The organism is Kitasatospora sp. NPDC007106, from assembly GCF_040634455.1.
Classification (GTDB): domain Bacteria; phylum Actinomycetota; class Actinomycetes; order Streptomycetales; family Streptomycetaceae; genus Kitasatospora; species Kitasatospora arboriphila.
This window is the reverse complement of the sequence record NZ_JBEYFP010000654.1, coordinates 1-3,336: the sequence shown is the minus strand read 5'-3', so window position 1 is coordinate 3,336 and position 3,336 is coordinate 1. Positions and strand designations below refer to the sequence as shown.

Annotated in this window: 4 protein-coding genes; 2 read left to right on the top strand and 2 right to left on the bottom strand. The window is 74.8% G+C overall.

Features of this window, described 5'->3' with window-relative positions; all coding sequences use genetic code 11:
- A partial coding sequence (locus ABZ641_RS30225) for a sigma-70 region 4 domain-containing protein (RefSeq protein ID WP_359986875.1) occupies positions 1 to 290 on the top strand: 290 nt, incomplete at its 5' end.
- Positions 287 to 1,297, top strand: coding sequence for a CU044_5270 family protein (locus ABZ641_RS30220; protein WP_359986873.1), 1,011 nt, complete (start codon positions 287 to 289; stop codon positions 1,295 to 1,297). The genes ABZ641_RS30225 and ABZ641_RS30220, both read left to right, overlap by 4 nt.
- 51 nt (positions 1,298 to 1,348) lie before the next feature.
- On the opposite strand, the gene ABZ641_RS30215 is transcribed toward ABZ641_RS30220, so the two are convergent.
- Both ABZ641_RS30215 and ABZ641_RS30210 read right to left on the bottom strand, forming a co-directional pair.
- Positions 1,349 to 2,173 (bottom strand): ABC transporter permease, encoded by an 825-nt coding sequence (locus ABZ641_RS30215; RefSeq protein ID WP_359986870.1) that lies wholly within the window; start codon positions 2,171 to 2,173, stop codon positions 1,349 to 1,351.
- Positions 2,170 to 3,165, bottom strand: coding sequence for an ATP-binding cassette domain-containing protein (locus tag ABZ641_RS30210; protein ID WP_359986867.1), 996 nt, complete (start codon positions 3,163 to 3,165; stop codon positions 2,170 to 2,172). The genes ABZ641_RS30215 and ABZ641_RS30210 overlap by 4 nt, the downstream gene beginning before the upstream one ends.
- Between the last annotated feature and the right edge of the window lie 171 nt (positions 3,166 to 3,336).

Here is a 3,336-nt window from a genome sequence, read left to right as displayed (position 1 = left end):
CGCGGCTGGCGGCGACCCGGCGGGCGCTGGCCGGGCTGCGGCGCGGTGAGCGGGAGGTGTTCGCGCTGTGCGTCTGGTCGGGCCTCGACTACGCGGCGGCGGCCGAGGCGCTCGGGGTGCCGGTCGGCACCGTCCGGTCCCGGCTGTCGCGGGCGCGGACCCGGCTGCGCGGCCTGGCCGAGGAGGAGTTGGCGGCGGTGCGAAGAGGTGCGGAACCGTCCGGGCGCAGCGGACAGGTACGGGGTGACCGCGTCCCTGCGGTCCGGTCGGTGGAGGGGAAGGGCGCATGAACGGCATCCCGGAGCACGACGGACCGGCGCTTCCCGCCGACCGCCGCCAGCTGTTGAGGAATCATCTGATGAACGAGATCGGCACGGAGTACGTCGGGCCCGCACGGCCGCGGCGTCGGCTCGCCCGGGTCGCCCTGCCCGCCCTGGCGGGCGCGCTGTCGCTGTCGCTGGCCCTGGTGCTCGGCGGCGGCGACGGCACGGCGGGACCCACGGCGGCGCCGGCCCCGTCCGCCCCGTCCTCCGTCGCCCCGGCGTCGGCGACTCCGGCGGCCACCGTCCAGTTGCTCGACCGGATCGCCGCGGTGGCGGCGAGCAAGCCGGCCCGGGAGGTGAAGGACGGCCAGTTCGTCTTCGTGAAGTCGCTGGTCAGGTTCCCGGACTACACGCCCGACGGGCTGGTCCCGGGCACGCTCCACGAGCGTCAGGTCTGGCTCTCGGTGGACGGCCGCAAGGCCGGTCTGCTGCTGGACCGCACGCTGGTCAACGCGGCCGACATGAAGTCGACGGACACCGGCCGGCCCAACCCGGACGGCACCCTGCCGCTGGACACCAACACCACCCCCAACCTGCATGCGCCGACCTACCGGTTCCTCGCGGGGCTGCCGACCGACCCGGACGAGATGTTCGAGCTGCTCAACTCCGAGCCGCACGACCGGAAGTGGACGGACCAGCGGCCCTTCGGCACCATCGGCGACCTGCTCAGGGAGCAGATCGCGCCCCCCGCGGTGACCGCCGCGCTCTACCGGGCCGCGGCGAAGATCCCCGGCGTGGAGCTGATCCAGGACTCGGTGGACGCCGCCGGCCGGCACGGCGTCGGGGTGGGACTCACCTCGGCGGACGGCGTCCGGCAGGAGTGGATCTTCGACCGGAGCACCAGCGAGTTCCTCGGCGAGCGCCAGGTCCTGCTGCGCAACGGCCCCCGGGGCAAGGCCGGCGACGTGATCGCCGAGACGGCCGTGCTGGCCCGCGCCGTCGTCGACGAGCCGCGCGCGCTGCCGCAGGGCTGACCCGGTCCGGGGCTCCCGCCCTCCCGTCGCGGGGCCCCGGCCGGCGGCCGGTCAGACGGCCCGCCGGTAGAGCCAGACGCCGAGGGGGGCGAAGACGGCGACGATGCCCGCGTCCCAGGCGAGGGCCTCCCAGACGGCGGTGCCCGCCGGGCCGCCGAGGACGAGGACGCGGACCGCCTCCGCGGTCTTGGAGACCGGCTGGTGCTCGGCGAAGGCCTGCAGCCAGCCGGGCATGGTGCTGACGGGGACGAACGCGGACGAGGCGAAGACCAGGGGGGCGAGCACCGGGAAGGCGGCGGCCTGCGCGGTCTCCGGGTCGCCGACGGCCATGCCGACCACCGCGAAGATCCACGACATGGCGAAGCCGAAGGCCAGCACCAGCAGGACGCCGCCGAGGAAGGCCGCCACCCCGGCGTGGATCCGGAAGCCGAGGGCGAAGCCGACGGCGGTCATCAGCGACACCACGAACACGTTCCGTGCGAGGTCGGCCGTGGTGCGGCCGGAGAGCACGGCCGATCTGGCCATCGGCAGCGAGCGGAAGCGCTCCATGAGGCCGGTCTGCATGTCGGTGGCCAGGCCGATCGCGGTGTTCATCGAGCCGAAGACGGCGGTCTGCACGAAGATGCCGGGGATCAGGAAGTCGACGTAACCGACGCCTGGCGGCAGCGCGGGGGCCACCACGCCGCCGAAGACGTAGCGGAACATCAGGACGAAGACCAGCGGCTGGATGGTCGAGAAGACGAGCAGCCGCGGGACGCGGCGCAGCGCGACGAGGTTGCGCCAGGCCACCGCGAGGCCGTCCCGCACGGGTGCGGTGATCCGGGTGCCGAGCCGGCCGGTGCCGGTGGCGGTGGTGGTGGCGGCGGTCGCGGTCATGGGGTGCCTCCGGTGGTCGCCGGGCCGTCGGCGCCGTCCTCGGTGGGCCCGGTGGCCTGGGTCCGGTGGCCGGTCAGCGCGAGGAAGACGTCGTCGAGGCTGGACTCGCGGACGGTGACGGTCTGCGGGACGAGCCGGTTGCCGTCGAGGGAGTGCAGGACGTCGAGCAGCAGCCGGGATCCGTCGCGGGAGGCCAGCCGGAGCAGCACGCCCTCGCGTTCGGGCGGTTCGCCGAGGCGGTCGGTGAGGACGGTGGCGGCCTGCGCGGCTCGGGTCTCGTCGCCCATGCCGAGTTCGATGACGGTGTTGCCGAGCCGGGTCTTGAGGGCGGCGGGGGTGTCGTCGGCGATGATCCGGCCCTCGTTGACGACCACGACCCGGCCGGCGAGGCGGTCGGCCTCCTCCAGGTACTGGGTGGTGAGCAGGACGGTGGTGCCGTCGCGGACGAGTTCGCGGATCAGGTCCCACAGGGCGGTGCGGCTGTGCGGGTCGAGGCCGGTGGTCGGTTCGTCGAGGAAGAGCACGGGCGGTTCGGGGACGAGGGCGGCCGCGATGTCGAGGCGGCGGCGCAGTCCGCCGGAGTAGGTGCGCACGGGGCGGTCGCCGACGTCGGCGAGGTCGAACCGGTCGAGGAGTTCGGCGGCCCGCGGGCGGACCCGGGCGCGGGGCAGCTGGGTGAGGCGGCCGATCAGCCGCAGGTTCTCGCGTCCGGTGAGGTTGGGGTCGACGGCCGCGTACTGGCCGGCCAGGCCGATCAGCCGGCGGACGGTGGCGGCCTGGTGGACGACGTCGTGTCCGAGGACGACGGCCCGGCCGCCGCTCGGCCGCAGGATGGTGGTGAGGATCCGGATGGCGGTGGTCTTGCCCGCGCCGTTCGGTCCGAGCAGGCCGAAGATGCTGCCGGCCGGGACGTCGAAGTCCACTCCGTCCAGCGCGGTCACCGCACCGAACCGCTTGCTGAGGCCGACGACGCTGATGGCTGCCTGTCCCATGAGGGTGTCCCCCAGTCGTGACGACGACGGCCGTGACGACGGTGGACGGACGCCGGGTCGCCCGGCCGGACCTCAGTCCATTGTCGTCTCCCCCGGCACCCGCGGCAGTGGGAGCCCGGGGCAACCACGCCGGGGCGGCGGAGGCAGGGGTGGCCGGCCGGTCAGGCGGGC

Coding starts and splice junctions, on each gene's coding strand:
- ABZ641_RS30220 (WP_359986873.1), top strand. CDS start 287: ATGAACGGCATCCCGGAGCACGACGGACCGGCGCTTCCCGCCGACCGC.
- ABZ641_RS30210 (WP_359986867.1), bottom strand. CDS start 3,165: ATGGGACAGGCAGCCATCAGCGTCGTCGGCCTCAGCAAGCGGTTCGGT.
- ABZ641_RS30215 (WP_359986870.1), bottom strand. CDS start 2,173: ATGACCGCGACCGCCGCCACCACCACCGCCACCGGCACCGGCCGGCTC.